Here is a 15,301-nt window from a genome sequence, read left to right as displayed (position 1 = left end):
GACCCTCGTCAGACTTCTTCCCTACCGTGGCGTTCAGCCTCCCCGCTCCCGCGGGCGAGTCTGCACATACCGAGCACGGCGGACAGCGCCGGCCATCCCTGAGGAGACATCATGAGCACAGCATCCATGCCGCGTCCGGGCGCCGTTGCGGCCTCGACTCCCATGACCCGCAATGAACGCAAGGTGATCTTCGCGTCTTCGCTGGGTACCGTTTTCGAGTGGTACGACTTCTACCTGTACGGCTCGCTCGCTCCCATCATCGCCCTGCACTTCTTCTCGGGCGTCAACCCCACCGCTGGCTTCATTTTCGCGCTGCTGGCCTTCGCGGCGGGCTTTGCGGTGCGGCCGTTCGGCGCGCTGGTATTCGGGCGCCTGGGCGACCTGGTCGGGCGCAAGTACACCTTCCTTGTCACCATCGTCATCATGGGCTTGTCCACCTTCCTGGTCGGCATCCTGCCCACTTATGGCTCGATAGGCATCGCCGCGCCGGCGCTGCTGATCGTGCTGCGGCTGCTGCAAGGCCTGGCGCTGGGTGGCGAATACGGCGGCGCCGCGACCTACGTGGCCGAGCACGCGCCCATGGGCCGTCGCGGCTTCTACACCAGCTGGATCCAGACTACGGCGACGCTGGGCCTGTTCCTGTCCCTGCTGGTGATCCTGGGCGTGCGCTCGTACTCGGGCGAAGACGCCTTCCGCGATGCCTGGGGCTGGTGGCGCGCGCCGTTCCTGCTGTCCTTCGTGCTGCTGGCGATCTCCGTGTGGATCCGGCTGCAGCTCAGCGAATCGCCCACCTTCCAGCGCATGAAGGAAGAAGGCAAGGGTTCCAAGGCGCCGATCAGCGAATCGTTCGGCCAGTGGAAGAACCTGAAGATCGTGATCCTGGCGTTGCTGGGGCTGACGGCGGGCCAGGCAGTGGTCTGGTACACCGGCCAGTTCTACGCGCTGTTTTTCCTGACGCAGACGCTGAAGGTGGACGCCAATACGGCCAACATCATGATTGCCGTGGCCTTGTTGATCGGTACGCCGTTCTTCGTCATCTTCGGTGCGTTGTCCGATCGGATCGGCCGCAAGCCCATCATCATGGCGGGCTGCCTGATCGCCGCGGTCACGTACTTTCCGATCTTCCAGGGCCTGACGCACTTCGCCAATCCCGCGCTGGAAAAAGCCCAGGCGTCCGCGCCCGTGACGGTGATCGCGGACCCGGCTACCTGCTCCTTCCAGTTCAATCCGGTTGGCACTTCGTCGTTCACCAGCAGTTGCGACATCGTCAAGTCGTTCATGGCGCGCAACTCGGTGAACTACCAGAACGAGGCCGCGCCCGCGGGTTCGGTGGCCAAGGTGCGCATCGGCAAGGACGAATTCCAGTCCTTCGAAGGCAAGACGCTCGCGCCGGCCGACTTCAAGACGCGCACCGCCGAACTGGATAAATCGCTGACATCGGCGATCCGCGGCCACGGCTACCCCGCCAAGGCCGATCCCGCGCAATCCAACAACGTCATGGTGGTGGTGCTGCTGACCATACTGGTGATCTACGTCACCATGGTCTACGGACCGATCGCGGCCATGCTGGTCGAAATGTTCCCGACCCGCATCCGCTATACGTCGATGAGCCTGCCGTACCACATCGGGAACGGCTGGTTCGGCGGGTTCCTGCCCCCACTGGCCTTCGCCATCGTGGCGGCCACGGGGAACATTTACGACGGCCTCTGGTACCCCATCATCATCGCCGTGATGACGCTGATCATCGGCGTCCTGTTCGTCCGCGAAACCAAGGACGTCGACCTGAACAAGGACTACTGAGTCCGCATGGCCCCTGCCGGCCGGGACGCTGCACCCGACCGGCCTTTTACAAAGCTCCCATATGGGAGCTTTTTTTTCCGCAGGCACCTTTCGTAGAGGCGTTGAACGCACGTTGCGGCGACACGGATTCGATTCAGGACGATGTCAGAGCCTGGCGAATAGACTGGCCACTCAGATCACGGCCTTGCGCACGATCTCCGGACGATCGATCCCCCTGTCCGGCGGTTGCAGGGTCGCATTCTGACACCGATGCCGCGCTCCCCGCGAGCCTTAAACAGCGCGACATCGTGTGCTCCCGTACCGGCCCGACTTTCGAAGTCGGGCCGTTTTTTTTTCTGCCATACCGGGCGCGAAAATTCCCTTCGTGTGCGGCTACCCGCGGCTAGGCGTCTTCGTCATGCGCATGCGCGGCCACCTCACGGCGCATCGCCGCCGTCAGGGTCTTGCGCGCAGCCGCATACCCGGCCCAGGGGTCCTCACGCCATGCGTCGATACGCGCCCGCACGTTGCGCACGTTGAACGCGGGCCCTCGCGGATCCTCGTCGCCGTCCAACACGTCCCAGGCAACCGGCATCGAAACCGGTGCGCCGTCACGTGCGCGCACCGAAAACGCGGCCACCGCGGTGGCCCCATCGCTGTTGCGCAGGTAATCCACGAAAATGTGTCCCTGCCGCTTGGCCTTGGCCATGTTGGCGACGAAGACATCCGGCGCGTCATGTTCGAGTTGCTGCGCGATGGCCTTGCAGAAACCACGCACGTCGTCCCACCCCAGGGTGGCGCGTATCGGCACCACCACGTGCAGGCCCTTGCCGCCCGTGGTCTTAAGGAAGGGCTGCAGTCCCAAGGCTTCCAGCCGGTCGCGGACCACGCGCGTTGCCCGCGCCATGTCCCGCCAGCCCGTGTGTGGATCGGGATCCAGGTCGAAGGTCAGCCTGTCGGGCTTGTCCGACCCCGGAAGCTTCGCGCCCCAGGTGTGGAATTCGATCACGCCACGCTGCACCAGGCCGATCACGCCGCCGATATCCCGGATGACCAGCATATCGCCATCGGTCGCCACGCCGGACGGTAGGTGGTCGCTCATGTGCTTCTGGAAAAAACACTCGCCTGACGTGCCCTCGGGGCAGCGCAGCAAGGCCACCCGGCGATTCGCGAGATGGGGCATGATGCTGCTCGCGACCGATTCGTAGTAGCGCGCCAGATCGAGTTTGGTGATAACGGGATCGCTGAACAGCTGCCGATCGGGATGCGTGATCGCTACCCCGAGTACGCGGGCGTCGGTCTGTGCCATAAGGTGGCTCCTTGCAATGCCAACGTGCGGGCAAATGCAATCCACATGCCTGGCGCGGGACGCAAGCGGGCCGCACTCAGGCCAGGCGCCAAGTGCCCAGGGGCCAGCGGTGCGCCGCGCGGCGACGCGGCGCACCCGCGGTCAGCGACGCATGCCGACGCCGATCGCCACCACGCCGACCACGATGGCGGCAATTCCGGCCCATTGCGGGATGGGCACGGACTTGGTGGTCTCGGCGGTCGCCTTGACGGAGCCGACCTGCACGATGGTGTCCTCGGACTTGTAGCTGAACCCTTGATAGACCAGCGCGACTACCCCAAGGACGATCAAGATGGCGCCGATGAAGGTGACAGGTTTCATATAAGCCTCCCGGTTCTGTTGTAGATTCGCGGCCGCAGCTCGGCGCTGCGGCGGAAGATACTCCAGAGCAGAACGGCTGTCCGTGACAGAACGTGTCCCGCGTATCGGCCTCCCCGGGCCGGCGTATGGCCGATGCATCCCGGCCAAGCGCCAGTAGCGACGGGTCGTATAGAATCCACGCTTTTGCCCGACGCATATGTGGTTCAAGAATCTGAAGATTTACCGCCTTTCCCCGTCCTGGGCGATGAAGGACGAACAGCTCGAAGACGCGCTGGCGAAATTCGCCTACCAGGGCGGCAACACCCTGGAAATGCAAAGCCTGGGCTGGATACCGTCCCGTGAGAACGGCGGACTGGTGCATACGGTCAACGGACAGATGCTGTTGACGCTGCGGGCGGAAAAGAAGCTTCTGCCGGCCACGGTCGTCAACCAGGTCGCCAAGGCGCGCGCGCAGGAAATCGAGGAGCAGCAGGGCTACAAGCCGGGCCGCAAGCAGATGAAGGAAATCAAGGAGCGCGTCACGGACGAACTGCTTCCCAAGGCCTTCAGCATCTACCGCGACACCCGTGTCTGGATCGACCCCGTCAACCGATGGCTGGTCGTGGACGCCGCGGCGTCGGCCAAGGCCGACGAGGTCCTGGGCCTGCTGGCGAAATCCATCGATCCATTCCCCCTGGAAAGCCTGTACGTCGCGCAATCGCCGGCGGCGGCGATGACGGGTTGGCTGGCGGAAGACGAAGCGCCCGCCAACTTCAGCATCGATCAGGATACGGAACTGCGGGCCTCGGGCGAAAGCCGCGCTGCCATCCGCTACGTCAAGCACACCATCGACGCGGACGACGTACGCCGCCACATCCAGTCGGGCAAGCAATGCACGCGGCTGGCGATGACGTGGGCCGACCGTGTGTCCTTCGTGCTGACCGAGTCGCTGGACGTCAAGCGCGTGGCCCCGCTGGACGTGCTGAAGGAAAACACCGACAGCATGGCCCAGAACGACGACGAGAAATTCGACAGCGACATGGCGCTGATGACAGGCGAGCTGGCCAAGCTGATGGCCGAGCTGGTCGAGGCCCTGGGCGGCGAAAAACGCGGCTGATGCCAGCAGGCCGATGCGCGATGAAGCGCGCCATCCCGTTATCGGATGGCGCGGCTCGCCAGGACGGTCAATCCAGCCCGTGGAAGGCGGAGTCGTCCGGCCCGACGTGCGAGGGATGGCGCCACGTCACGTCCCGCATGGAATGCTGCACCAGGCCTTCCACCCCCAGCAGCACCGCGAAGATCGCCATACGGATGGGGATGCCGTTATCCGTCTGCCGGAATATCGCCAGGCGCGGATCGTGGTTCAGGTCCACGCTCAGGTCGTTCGCGCCCGGCCGGCTGTCGCGCGGCAGCGGATGCATGACGATGGTATCGGGGCCGCAATAGGTATCGATGATTGCGCGATTGATCTGGAAGTCGGGGGTGTAGCCTTCCTGTGCCTCATCGGCGAAACGCTCTTTCTGCACCCGCGTCGCATAGATGACGTCCGCGCCCTGCAGGCCGTCCAGCGACTGCTTCTGTTCGATCACGTTGTCGTGCTTGGCGGCCTGCTCGACGATGTAGGCAGGCATTTCCAGCCCCGGCGGCGAAATCAGCGTGAACTTGACGCCGCGGTACAGCGCCAGCAGCTTTATCAGCGAATGCACGGTGCGGCCGTATTTCAGGTCGCCGACCATCGCGATGTGCGCGCCGTCCAGCAATTTTCCCAGCCGGGAAAACTCGGTAAGTATGGTGTACAGGTCCAGCAACGCCTGGCTGGGGTGTTCTCCCGGCCCGTCGCCGCCATTCACCACCGGGATATTGGTGGCGCGGGCGAATTCCGCCACGGACCCCTTTTCGGGATGGCGTATCACCATGGCGTCGACATAGCCGCTCATGACACGGCTGGTGTCGTAGATGGACTCGCCCTTGGCCATGGACGAGAAGGTGAAGCCGGTCGTATCGCACACCGACCCGCCCAGGCGGCAGAACGCCGCGCCAAAGCTGACCCGTGTGCGCGTACTGGCCTCGAAGAACAGATTGCCCAGGACGGCGCCTTCCAGCACGCGCGACACCTTTTGCCGCCGGGCGATGGGCTGCATCATGTCCGCGACCCGGAACAGGTCCTCGACCGATTCGCGGGTGAACTGGTCGACGGACAACAGTTGATGCTTGCCTTCCATGCCGATACGGTCACGCAGGGGACCGTCCTGTCCGCTCTGCGTATACTTTTCGCGCAGGTCGCCGTTCTGGACGATCTCGGTGACGAAGCGCTCGACCACCTCGGGCATGGCGCGAAACTCCTGCGACCCTTCGGGCAGCAGCCAGGTATCCAGCGCGCGGCGCTTGACGCCGATGCGGGCGGCGAAAACATCGCGCGTCAGGTTGAGGCGACGCATCGCATCGCGCAGGAAAGCTTGCTGGGAAATGGACATGGCGGCCTCACGTGTATACGCTTTGCGTATATTACGCAGGCCGCTCACGAACGTCCAATGGATTTTGCGTATACCGTCACGTCGCGCTGGCCGCCACGGGCGCGCCCTGTACCTTGGCCTTGCGGATCTGCAGGGCGATGATCGCGGCCACGATGCCCGTCGCGCCGGAAATGATGAAGGCCAGGAAATAGCTGCCTTGGGCCTGCCGCACCGCGCCCGCCATGAAGGCCGCGCTGGCGGCCCCGATCTGGTGTCCCGCCACGATCCAGCCGAAGACGATGGGCGCGTCCCGCTCGCCGAAACTCTCCACCGCCAGCTTCAAGGTCGGCGGGACGGTGGCGATCCAGTCCAACCCGTAAAACACCGCGAAGATGCCCAGGCTGTAGATCGAGAAATCCGAAAACGGCAGGAATATCAACGAGGCGCCGCGCAAGCCGTAGTACATGAACAGCAGCTTGCGAGGATCGTAGCGGTCGGTCAGCCAGCCGGACGCGGTCGTGCCCACCAGGTCGAACAAGCCCATCATCGCCAGCAGGCCGGCGGCGCGCACCTCGGCGATGCCCTGGTCGCTGCACAAGGCGATGAAGTGGGTGCCGATCAGGCCGTTCGTGGTGAAGCCGCAGACGAAAAAGGTCGCGAACAGGAACCAGAAATTGCGCGTGCCGATGGCGCGCTTCAGGGCGCCGAACGCGGCCTTCAGCGGGTTGTTGTGCAGCGGCGCGGGCGGCACATAGTCCGGCGCTGCGCCATAGGGAACCAGCCCGATGTCGGACGGTCGTTCGGGCATCAGCCACCAGGCCAGCGGCACCAGCGCCAGGCAGACCGCCGCCACCACGATCACCACCGGACGCCAGCCGCCCGCTTCGGTCAGGGCGGCCATGCCGGGCAGGAAAATCAAGGTACCAGTCGCCGTGCTCGCCGTCAGGATGCCCATCATCAGGCCCCGATGCTTGACGAACCAGCGATTGATCACCGTGGCGCCGAACACGACCGCCACGCAACCCGTCGCCAGCCCGGAGAGCACGCCCCAGGACAGGATCAATTGCCAAGGTTGCGTCATCCACAGGCTGACCCCGCTGGCGACCGCCATCAGGGACAAGGCGCAGATAAGGGTCCGGCGCACGCCGAAGCTCTGCATCAACGCGGCGGCGAAGGGACCAACCAGGCCATACAGGAAAATGCCGATGGCGGCGGACAGCGACGTCACGTCCCGCCCCCAGCCGAATGCCTGCTCCAGCGGTACGATCAGCACGCCCGGCGCCGCGCGCTGGCCGGCGCCCACCAGCAGTGCGATGAAGGCCATCGCGACCACGACGAAGGCGTACTTCTGTCCAAAAGGCCTGGAACGGGCTATAGTCATGTTACTTACCGGTACGTTTCCGAGTGGCGAATCTTACGTACCGCTCGGTAACATTGTCAAGCCATACTTATGACCCGTGCCTTCCCCAACGCCACCGTGACCACCGGCACCGATTCCGGTTCACCCAAGCAGCCGCGCGCGGCGGAACGAATACGCCGCACGGCGCACGAGCTTTTCTATCGCGACGGCATACGCGCCGTCGGCGTGGACGAGATCGTCACCCAGGCGGGCGCGACCAAGCCCACGCTATACCGCAGCTTCGGCTCCAAGGATGAACTGGCGGCCTCGTACCTGAAGGATTACGACGCGGCGTTTTTCCAGCGCTTCGATGAAGCGATACGACCGCACGCCGGCAACCCCCGCGCGCAGTTGCTGGCCTATTTCCAGCATGTCGCCAGGCGTATCCAGCGCCCGGAGTACCGCGGCTGCGCCCTGACCAACTCGGTCGTGGAATACCCCGGTGACCGGGACGTGCATCCCGGCCGGGCCGTCGCGGAAGCGAACAAGCACGCCCTGCGCGCCCGTTTGCGCCAGTTGGCCAGCGAGGCTGGCGCGACGGACGCGGACACATTGGGCGACGCCCTGCTGTTGCTGCTCGAAGGCTGCTTCGTGTCGGCGCAGATCTTCAAGCAATCCGGCGGCGGGCCGGCCCGCAGCGTGGCGGACGCGGCGGAAAAACTGATATCGGCCTACTTGCCGGAATGAAGCTGGCCGCGCAGCGGCAGCAAGGGCACGGCGAAGCCCGCGTCGGCGCGGTAGGAAACATCGTTCTGCGGGGCATCGGCCGCCGCGGTGGCCGCGCCCCAACACCCCATCACGAATGCGGCAACGCTGGCGAAATACGCCAGCGCGGCCAGGACCAGCGGCAACCAATGGCCCTTGCCGCTGCGGCCGGCGGCGATCTGCCGGAAGATGCTGAAGTGCGCCAGATAGGAAAACAGGACGCCGATCGCGCAGGCCGCCAGCCCCAGCGCATACGCGGCGATGGGCTGCCGCAGATCGGGCGGATCGACGTCGCCGCCCACCACGCCCAGGGAAAACGCCAGCAGCATCAGCGCGGCGATACCATTGATCCAGCCCAGGAAACGAAAGCCTGAGAGCGCGTGGGACGTCAGCGCCTGATAGGCGTTGGAAGAGCGGGGGTGATCTGTGTAATCCATGGTTCCATGGCGTGAACGGCGGCAGACGCAAGCATAGCGGGGATTGGGTGTGACGGGAACGCGCCTTGCGCCCGATATCGAATATGACAGGAGCCCATCATGAGCAAGCCAACATCAGCCGGTAAGGCCAGCGACAAAGGTTCCCGGCGCGAGGAAGCCGGCGAGCAAGGCCGGGTGTTTCCACCGGACTCCCCCGTCGATGTCCCCAACCTGCCTCCGGCGCCCACCGCCAGCACACCCGATGAAGCCCGCGACGCCAGCCAGCCTGAAGAGGAAACCCGCGGGGATGGCAGCTGGGCGGACAACACCAAGCCGGCCCCGTACAAGAAGCACGTGCGCGACTCGAACATTTTCTGAACCGCAGGAGCATTTATGCCTGACACGCCTCGAAACGCCCAGGATCCCCGCAACTCGATCCGCAATGCCGACGAAGCTACGCGCCGCGGCACCCGTATCCTGCCGGAACCCGACAAATCGCCGACCGTGGCCGGCATGCCGCGCGACGGCAGGGCCCTGTCGGATCCTGGCGACCCCGGCATCCCACGCCCGGAGAACGACGTCTACGCCAACGAGGCCTCCGATCTGTCGGAATCCGAAACCAAGGATGAGTCGAAATAGCCTAGCTAGCGGGCCGGCAGACAGGCGTCGCCGTTTCGATGGACCGCTGGACGGCCTCCAGCTCCTTCTGGTCCCAGATGTCGCGTCCCACCACCGTGGCCGTCACGGTGGCGTCCGTCTTGCCTTTGGGCTTGAACTCGAGGACTTCAAGATGGACGGTGGGCTCGGGCACCTTGATGACCACGATGCGACCCACCGCGAACTTCTCGTCCAGGGTCATGGTGTCGCGATACTCCACGCCATACGGGTGCTCCGGCGCGGTATGGCAGATCCGCACGAACTCGCTGCCACGGCGCAAGGCTGCATCGTACGGCGTGGCGACGTCGAAGGTCACGGCGGGAAAATTGCCGCCGGGTTCGATACCCGACGCGCAGCCGGCCAGCAATGCCAGCGCGGCGAACAGCAATGGACGGCATCCGGGCATTACCCTGCTCCACGTTCCTAGATGAAGCGTGGATTATGCATCAGCTACGTCGAGGCATCGCCAGCCCAGCCGAGCCGGCTCAAGGACGAAGCGGCTCGCGATACGAACCCAGTGCGGCCGCGCCGGGCCGCGTGACCGTCGACTTGCCGTCGCGGTCCTCGATGTAATTCAAGGCTGCCAGTTGTCCCCGCACGGGTTCGGGTATCTCGAATCCCACCAGCGACGCACGCGAACGCAATTCCTTCAACCAACGGAATTGATCCGGCGTAAGCGAGGGCATGGTTCTGAACATTGTTATCGCCTCCAGCGGATTTCAACGTAACCACACGCACGAAACAGACATGACACCGGCGGCCCCGTCCTAGACGGGGCCGTCAGCGCCTGGTGCATCACTTATTGCGATCGGCCGCGCCCTGGATTTTTTCACCGCCGCGCTCGATATCCTTACCAGCGCCGGAAACGGTATTGCAGCCGGCCGACAGGGCGGCAACGGCGAGCAGAACAGCGAGAATGGCTTTGTTTTTCATCGGTCTTTCCTTTATGGAGTCGTATGGATGGAAGTTTCCGGATCCTGGACGCTTTGGTCGCCCATCCAGACGTGTACCTCTCAGCAAGGCTCGTGCCCAGCAGTTTCAGACCATTCGCCCTTGCCCCTGGCCGGCCATACGGGTATGGCGCTTGCAACTTGCAAGGTCCATCCACACAGGGGGATCGCCATGTCCATCGCGCCCAATACCTTGAATCCGCGCACGCCAAGCTCGGCGCATGTCGTCGAAGACCTGATCGCGGACGCGCCTCACCGGGAACCCGCCCCGGGCGAGCCGCCCATTCCCGGCGATCCACCCACGCCTGGCGATCCGCCGGATTCGCCCCCGTCCCCGCAAGGCGGAGGGCGGCTGGGGGAATAGCCGCGTTGAGCCGCGATGGGCCCTGGCTGCTTGCTACACTGCAGCCTGCGGGCCCATCGGGCGCCCGCGCCCTATGCGCCATAAGCGGCGCCGGATTCCCACACCATGCTACGTATTTCCGAAGTCAAGCTTCCGCTTGATCATCCCGAACCGGCGCTGGCCCAAGCCGTCGCCAAGCGCCTCGCCATCCCCCCCTCCGATCTGCTATCCCTGCATGTCTACCGCCGCGGCTACGACGCCCGCAAGCGCGACAACATCCAGCTGGTCTATACCGTCGATGTACAGCTGCGCGACGAGACGGCCGTGCGCGCCAACTGTGCTGGCGATCCGCACGTCGCCGAAACGCCTGATATGCAGTACAGATTCGTCGCGAACGCCGCCATGGCTCCCGACGCGTCCCGCCCTGTGGTGGTCGGCATGGGTCCCTGTGGCCTGTTCGCGGGATTGATCCTCGCGCAGATGGGTTTTCGTCCCATTATTCTGGAGCGGGGCAAATCTGTACGGGAAAGAACGAAGGATACATTCGGCCTCTGGCGCAAGCGGGTGCTGGATCCGGAGTCGAATGTCCAGTTCGGCGAAGGTGGCGCGGGGACGTTCTCCGACGGCAAGCTTTACAGCCAGATCAAGGATCCTCGCCATCTGGGCCGCAAAGTGCTGGAAGAGTTCGTCCTGGCCGGCGCGCCGGAAGAAATCCTATACGTCAGCAAGCCTCACATCGGCACGTTCCGCCTGGTCAGCATGGTGGAGAAGATGCGCGCGTCCATCGAGGCGCTGGGCGGGGAGGTCCGCTTCCAGAGCCGGGTGGAAGACCTGGACCTGGACGGCGGCCGGGTGCGCGGCCTGACGCTGGCCGGCGGCGAATACCTGCCCTGCACGCATCTCGTGCTTGCGGTCGGCCATAGCGCCCGCGATACCTTCCAGATGCTGCACGAGCGCGGCGTCTACCTGGAAGCCAAGCCGTTTTCGATCGGTTTTCGCATCGAACATCCGCAAAGCCTGATCGACCGCGCCCGCTTCGGCAAGCATGTGCGCCATCCCGTGCTCGGCGCCGCGGACTACAAACTGGTGCATCACTGCAACAACGGCAGGTCGGTGTACAGCTTCTGCATGTGCCCTGGCGGGACCGTGGTGGCCGCCACTTCCGAGCCGAATCGCGTGGTCACCAATGGCATGAGCCAGTACTCGCGCGCCGAGCGCAATGCCAACGCGGGCATCGTGGTGGGCATTACCCCGGACGACTACCCGGGCGGCCCGCTGGCGGGTATCGACTTCCAGCGGTTCTGGGAATCGCGCGCATTCGAGCTGGGCGGCGGCGGCTATCTCGCACCGGGACAACGCGTGGAAGACTTCCTGGCGCGGCGGCCGTCGACCACACTGGGCGCGGTGCAACCTTCCTATACGCCTGGCGTGACGCCGACCGACCTGTCGACCGCCTTACCCGATTATGCGATCGAAGCCATCCGTGAAGCCCTGCCGGCGTTCGATCGCAAGATCAAGGGTTATGCCATGGGCGATGCGATATTGACCGGCGTCGAAACGCGTACCTCGTCGCCTCTGCGCATCAAGCGCCGCGACGACGACTGCCAAAGCATCAACACGGCCGGACTGTACCCGGCCGGGGAAGGCGCCGGGTATGCGGGCGGAATCTATTCCGCGGCCATCGATGGCATCGAGATCGCGGAAGCGGTCGCACGGGATATCGTCGCACGCCACGGAACGCGCGCCGCCTGAAACGCCTTTCATGCGCCGTGCAGGTGGCGGCTGACGGCGGAAGCCGTTTGCTGCAAGCCTTTGAACATGCGCGCGCAGCGCGCGCGCCATACCGCGAAATACGGCTGCGGCGGGACGATGTGCAGATTGGAAACCTGCGTGGCACGGACCAGCACCTGGCCGCCATAGGTCAGCTCGTGCGATTCGCCCGCACGTACCGGAATGCACAGGCTGAAGCCGCCATCACCGATGCCACCCACACGTTCAACGACAGTCACCTGCCCTTTGACTCCCAGGATAAGCGCACGCCGTGGCAGATAAACCACGCGTGTTTCACCGCATGAAAGCGAAATATCCCAGTCGGCGCGATGCGTTTTCACAATTACCTCCAAGTGTGTTGCCAGACCTGTGCAGCTTAGGCGCCGTCTGCGCGACGTCCCAGGTACAGGACCGAGATTTGTGCACGGAAGCAATTGACATCTAGGATTTCTGTTACCGTCAGATTCCTCTACAACTGTGCCTGTTGCGTCTCTGCTGGCGTACGCAATGATTGAGCGATGGAACAGCCTCTGTATCAGCGTTTGGCCGAACATTACCGGCAAGCAATCTATTCCGGAGTCCTCGCCCCCACCTCGCGCATGCCATCGGTGCGCACCCTGGTCCGGCTCCACCAGGTCAGCATCAGCACCGCCTTGCAAGCCTGTCGCAGCCTGGAGGACGACGGCCTGATCGAAGCGCGGCCGCGCTCCGGCTACTTCGTGCTCAAGACCCAGCGCGCCAAGCTGTTGCCGGTCGACGAGCCGGACACGCGCCAGGTCCTGGACGCCGCATCCTACGTCGGCATCCATGACCGCGTTTCCGACTTCATCGCCAAGAGCGCGATGCATCCGCCGCGCGTCGATTTCGCCAACTCGGTCGCGCCACCGGACGCCTACCCCGTCGACGCGTTGAAGCAGGCCATGCTGCGCGCCGTGCGCCGCTATCCGGAATCGCTGGCGCGGCCGGCGCCGCACCAGGGCCATCCCTATTTGCGCGCGACGCTGGCCAGGCGCGCACTGGACGCCGGCATCAACGCGAGCCCCGAGGACATCATCGTTACCCATGGGTGCATAGAAGCGCTGAACATCGCGCTGCGCGCGGTGGCCGGCCCGGGCGATACCATCGCAGTGGAATCGCCGGCCTACTTCGGACTGCTGCAGGTCATCGGCAGCCTGGGCATGCGCGCGCTGGAAATTCCCACCAGTCCGCAGCGGGGGCTGTCGATCGAGGCCCTGGACCTGGCTTTCCAGACCCACGCCGACATCAAGGCGGTGGTGGTGGTGCCGAACCTGCACAACCCGCTGGGCAGCATCATGCCGGACGAGGACAAGGCGCGGCTGGTCGCGCTGTGCGAGCGCCAGGCCATTCCATTGATCGAGGACGACACCTACGGCGCGCTGGCGGACGGCGACGAGCCGCTGCGCGCCGCGAAGGCATGGGACCGCGACGGCAACGTCATCTACTGCGCGTCCATGCAGAAGACCCTGGCGCCGGGATCACGCCTGGGATGGATGATAGGCGGCCGCTGGAAAGCCCGGCTGGCCATGCTGAAATTCGTCCAAAGCCGCCCGAACGGCGCGACGCCGCAGCTCGCCATCGCGGAAGTCCTGCAATCCAAGGCCTACGATCGCCACCTGATGCGCCTGCGGCGGCGGCTGAAGACACAGCGCGAAGGCATGGCGCACGCGATAGCGGAACACTTCCCGCGCGGGACGCGCCTGAGCGTGCCCCGGGGCGGGATGCTGCTATGGGTGGAAATGCCTGACGCGCGTTCGTCCAAGGATGTATTCGAACTGGCGTTGCGGGACGGCATACGCGTCGCGCCCGGTCGCATGTTTTCCAACTCGGATCGCTACGAGCACTTTTTACGTGTCAGTTGCTCGCATCCCATGAGCGCGGAACTGCAGGCGGCGATCAAGACGCTCGGGCGTATCGTGGGCGGCAAGCACTGAGAGACGCCCGCGTCGCCAGACCTACCGGCCGTGCCGGCCTTCGTCGGCGAAGTCCGACTGGCCCAGCATCACAGGCACTGGATGGCTTTCCAGGAACTTGCGCTGCGCCAGCGCGTGCAGCATACGGCTATTGCCGCGATACGCCGTCAGCAGGTCTTCTTCTTCCATGCGGGCGCCGAAGCGATCCCGCAGTAATTCCCAGGAAACGCCGGCCTTGATCGTCCTGGCGCCGGCCGAGGTTTCGAACCAGATCACATGCGCGGCGCGATCGTTAATGGCGTTGTTATCGTAGGTCATGTCCGATCTCCGTGCGATGGTCGACTTATCGTATCGAAGCGGCATATGTCAGTGTGTAACGCTTAAGGATTAGCGACGTATTTGGGCAACATCCTTCGTACGGATGATTTGCTTTTTCTCGCCGATGGTGTTTGCAGCTGTAAGTCGGGTCCGATTTTTGCTCATCGTCAGATGTGATGCGAATCGCGCATCGCCTATCGGTTGTTCGGTCTTTCAACCGGCATAAGGAGAATGACATGACTCTCGGAACCATCTTGTTGATCATTTTGATTCTGCTCTTGGTCGGCGCCCTGCCCACCTGGCCGCACAGCCGCAGCTGGGGCTACTACCCCAGCGGCGGCCTGGGACTGGTGTTGGTCATCGTCATCGTGCTGCTGCTGGTTGGCGCCATATAGCGTCCAGTCCGCGGGGGAAAGAATGCCGGCTCCCGTATGGGAGCCGGCATTCTTTCGTGGACCGTCGTGGACACGCGTTACCCTGCCAGGCATCACCCTGCCACGCGTTGCTGGGCAGCCTTGAAATTGTCCTCCAGCGTGGCCAGGACTTCGTGGCAGCTCCGGATCTGTTCGGCGGTGAGCCCCTGCATGGCATGGTCGAAAAACGCCGCGCGTCGCGGCAGCGCATCGGCAACCACACGCTTGCCTTGCGGCGTGAGCACGGCGTTGATCAGACGATTGTCGTTTTCGTCGACGGTGCGGCTGATCCAGCCCAGGGCTTCCATGGCCTGCAGCTGCCGCGTCAGGGATGCGGGATCCAGGCGGCAGCGTTCAGCCAGCACTTTCTGCGATAACGCGCCGGCCTCATGCAGGGCGAGCAGGATGCGCCAGCGCGGCAAGGCGTGGCCCACGTTCGCCTCGAAGGCCGCCATCATCGCGCGATAGGCCTGGCCCAGCATCTGCACCGTATGCAGCCCTTGTTGCTCCTTCGGCATG

Annotated in this window: 20 protein-coding genes; 9 read left to right on the top strand and 11 right to left on the bottom strand. The window is 64.4% G+C overall.

Going from position 1 to position 15,301, the window contains the following annotated elements; genetic code table 11:
• The first annotated feature begins 111 nt into the window (after nt 1–111).
• Nucleotides 112–1,800 carry an MFS transporter gene (locus CAL12_RS09460; protein WP_086064256.1) on the top strand — a complete coding sequence of 563 codons (1,689 nt, stop codon included), beginning with the start codon at nt 112–114 and terminating at the stop codon, nt 1,798–1,800.
• Nucleotides 1,801–2,182: 382 nt separating this feature from the next.
• Here CAL12_RS09460 and ligD read toward each other — a convergent pair whose 3' ends face one another.
• Entirely contained in the window at nt 2,183–3,088 is a 906-nt protein-coding gene (ligD, locus tag CAL12_RS09455) for a non-homologous end-joining DNA ligase (RefSeq protein WP_086064255.1), read from the bottom strand.
• Between the two features lie 141 nt (nt 3,089–3,229).
• Complete coding sequence (locus CAL12_RS09450) at nt 3,230–3,448, bottom strand: DUF3185 family protein (RefSeq protein ID WP_086064254.1); 219 nt, start codon at nt 3,446–3,448, stop codon at nt 3,230–3,232.
• Between the two features lie 196 nt (nt 3,449–3,644).
• Here CAL12_RS09450 and CAL12_RS09445 point away from each other — a divergent pair, with 196 nt between their 5' ends.
• Nucleotides 3,645–4,544 carry a recombination-associated protein RdgC gene (locus tag CAL12_RS09445; protein WP_086064253.1) on the top strand — a complete coding sequence of 300 codons (900 nt, stop codon included), beginning with the start codon at nt 3,645–3,647 and terminating at the stop codon, nt 4,542–4,544.
• A gap of 67 nt (nt 4,545–4,611) precedes the next feature.
• Here the strand turns inward: CAL12_RS09445 and CAL12_RS09440 are convergent, their stop codons facing one another.
• Together CAL12_RS09440 and CAL12_RS09435 are read right to left on the bottom strand one after the other, a co-directional pair.
• Nucleotides 4,612–5,901 (bottom strand): aspartate carbamoyltransferase, encoded by a 1,290-nt coding sequence (locus CAL12_RS09440; RefSeq protein WP_086064252.1) that lies wholly within the window; start codon nt 5,899–5,901, stop codon nt 4,612–4,614.
• A gap of 76 nt (nt 5,902–5,977) precedes the next feature.
• Nucleotides 5,978–7,261, bottom strand: coding sequence for an MFS transporter (locus tag CAL12_RS09435; RefSeq protein WP_086064251.1), 1,284 nt, complete (start codon nt 7,259–7,261; stop codon nt 5,978–5,980).
• Nucleotides 7,262–7,330: 69 nt separating this feature from the next.
• Between CAL12_RS09435 and CAL12_RS09430 the strand changes: the two genes are divergently transcribed.
• Entirely contained in the window at nt 7,331–7,966 is a 636-nt protein-coding gene (locus CAL12_RS09430; RefSeq protein WP_086064250.1) for a TetR/AcrR family transcriptional regulator, read from the top strand.
• Here the strand turns inward: CAL12_RS09430 and CAL12_RS09425 are convergent.
• Nucleotides 7,951–8,421, bottom strand: a complete 471-nt coding sequence (locus CAL12_RS09425) for a hypothetical protein (protein ID WP_198298412.1) — start codon at nt 8,419–8,421, stop codon at nt 7,951–7,953. The two genes, CAL12_RS09430 and CAL12_RS09425, sit on opposite strands and share 16 nt — an antisense overlap.
• A 99-nt stretch (nt 8,422–8,520) precedes the next feature.
• Here CAL12_RS09425 and CAL12_RS09420 point away from each other — a divergent pair, with 99 nt between their 5' ends.
• Both CAL12_RS09420 and CAL12_RS09415 read left to right on the top strand, forming a co-directional pair.
• Nucleotides 8,521–8,778 carry a hypothetical protein gene (locus tag CAL12_RS09420; RefSeq protein WP_086064249.1) on the top strand — a complete coding sequence of 86 codons (258 nt, stop codon included), beginning with the start codon at nt 8,521–8,523 and terminating at the stop codon, nt 8,776–8,778.
• 15 nt (nt 8,779–8,793) lie between these two features.
• Nucleotides 8,794–9,039: a hypothetical protein gene (locus tag CAL12_RS09415; protein ID WP_086064248.1), complete on the top strand. Its 246-nt coding sequence runs from the start codon at nt 8,794–8,796 to the stop codon at nt 9,037–9,039.
• A gap of 1 nt (nt 9,040) precedes the next feature.
• Here the strand turns inward: CAL12_RS09415 and CAL12_RS09410 are convergent, their stop codons facing one another.
• The 3 genes from CAL12_RS09410 to CAL12_RS09400 all read right to left on the bottom strand — a co-directional run bounded on the left by CAL12_RS09410 (nt 9,041) and on the right by CAL12_RS09400 (nt 9,990).
• Nucleotides 9,041–9,463, bottom strand: a complete 423-nt coding sequence (locus CAL12_RS09410) for a BPTD_2524 family lipoprotein (RefSeq protein ID WP_086064247.1) — start codon at nt 9,461–9,463, stop codon at nt 9,041–9,043.
• A gap of 79 nt (nt 9,464–9,542) precedes the next feature.
• The gene (locus tag CAL12_RS09405; RefSeq protein WP_086064246.1) at nt 9,543–9,755 is read right to left on the bottom strand and encodes a hypothetical protein; all 213 of its coding nucleotides are present in this window, start codon (nt 9,753–9,755) and stop codon (nt 9,543–9,545) included.
• Between the two features lie 97 nt (nt 9,756–9,852).
• A complete protein-coding gene (locus CAL12_RS09400) occupies nt 9,853–9,990 on the bottom strand; it encodes an entericidin A/B family lipoprotein (protein ID WP_086064245.1) in 138 nt (45 codons plus the stop codon).
• Between the two features lie 189 nt (nt 9,991–10,179).
• On the opposite strand from CAL12_RS09400, the gene CAL12_RS09395 reads away from it, so the two are divergent.
• A complete protein-coding gene (locus CAL12_RS09395; protein ID WP_086064244.1) occupies nt 10,180–10,371 on the top strand; it encodes a hypothetical protein in 192 nt (63 codons plus the stop codon).
• A 105-nt stretch (nt 10,372–10,476) separates the two neighbouring features.
• On the top strand, nt 10,477–12,102 hold the full coding sequence (locus CAL12_RS09390) for an NAD(P)/FAD-dependent oxidoreductase (protein WP_086064243.1): 1,626 nt from the start codon (nt 10,477–10,479) through the stop codon (nt 12,100–12,102).
• A gap of 8 nt (nt 12,103–12,110) precedes the next feature.
• Here the strand turns inward: CAL12_RS09390 and CAL12_RS09385 are convergent, their stop codons facing one another.
• On the bottom strand, nt 12,111–12,461 hold the full coding sequence (locus CAL12_RS09385; RefSeq protein WP_157792931.1) for a hypothetical protein: 351 nt from the start codon (nt 12,459–12,461) through the stop codon (nt 12,111–12,113).
• A 177-nt stretch (nt 12,462–12,638) separates the two neighbouring features.
• Between CAL12_RS09385 and CAL12_RS09380 the strand changes: the two genes are divergently transcribed.
• Nucleotides 12,639–14,072, top strand: coding sequence for an aminotransferase-like domain-containing protein (locus CAL12_RS09380; protein ID WP_086064241.1), 1,434 nt, complete (start codon nt 12,639–12,641; stop codon nt 14,070–14,072).
• A gap of 21 nt (nt 14,073–14,093) precedes the next feature.
• On the opposite strand, the gene CAL12_RS09375 is transcribed toward CAL12_RS09380, so the two are convergent.
• Nucleotides 14,094–14,369, bottom strand: a complete 276-nt coding sequence (locus CAL12_RS09375; protein ID WP_086064240.1) for a DUF1488 family protein — start codon at nt 14,367–14,369, stop codon at nt 14,094–14,096.
• Between the two features lie 236 nt (nt 14,370–14,605).
• Between CAL12_RS09375 and CAL12_RS09370 the strand changes: the two genes are divergently transcribed.
• Entirely contained in the window at nt 14,606–14,764 is a 159-nt protein-coding gene (locus tag CAL12_RS09370) for a DUF3309 family protein (protein WP_086064239.1), read from the top strand.
• 92 nt (nt 14,765–14,856) lie between these two features.
• Here the strand turns inward: CAL12_RS09370 and CAL12_RS09365 are convergent, their stop codons facing one another.
• Nucleotides 14,857–15,300, bottom strand: a complete 444-nt coding sequence (locus CAL12_RS09365; protein ID WP_086064238.1) for a MarR family winged helix-turn-helix transcriptional regulator — start codon at nt 15,298–15,300, stop codon at nt 14,857–14,859.
• Nucleotide 15,301: the final 1 nt, after the last annotated feature.

The sequence above is a fragment of the Bordetella genomosp. 8 genome, from assembly GCF_002119685.1.
Classification (GTDB): domain Bacteria; phylum Pseudomonadota; class Gammaproteobacteria; order Burkholderiales; family Burkholderiaceae_B; genus Bordetella_C.
Note: the sequence above shows the minus strand (reverse complement) of the source record. Positions and strands in the feature narration are given on the sequence as shown.